Below are 301 nucleotides of genomic sequence, written 5' to 3' on the forward strand. Positions count from 1 at the left end.
TGTACGTGCCGCCCAATTACGGCCCTGACTACACGCAAAAGTTCCACGGGCTCTACGGCCAGCTATCGAAGCAGTTGCGCGTGCCACTCGTCCCATTTCTCCTTGCTGGGATCGAAGACAAGCCGGACATGTTCCAGTCCGATCAGATTCATCCGACCCAACAGGCACAGCCCCTGCTACTGGACAACGTGTGGTCAGCGCTGAAGCCGCTGCTCCGCACCTCGTCTCAGTGAAAGTGAAAGCGCCATTAGGTGTTACAGCGCGCTAACAGCTTGTTTCCGAATGATGGGAACGTGATCAC

Annotated in this window: 1 pseudogene; it reads left to right on the forward strand. The window is 56.5% G+C overall.

From position 1 onward, the window contains the following. Window positions 1-233: pseudogene (locus SB753_RS36160) on the forward strand (arylesterase); the annotation flags it as partial. Between the last annotated feature and the right edge of the window lie 68 nt (window positions 234-301).

The organism is Paraburkholderia sp. SIMBA_053 (assembly GCF_046534895.1).
Taxonomy (GTDB): Bacteria; Pseudomonadota; Gammaproteobacteria; order Burkholderiales; family Burkholderiaceae; genus Paraburkholderia; species Paraburkholderia caledonica.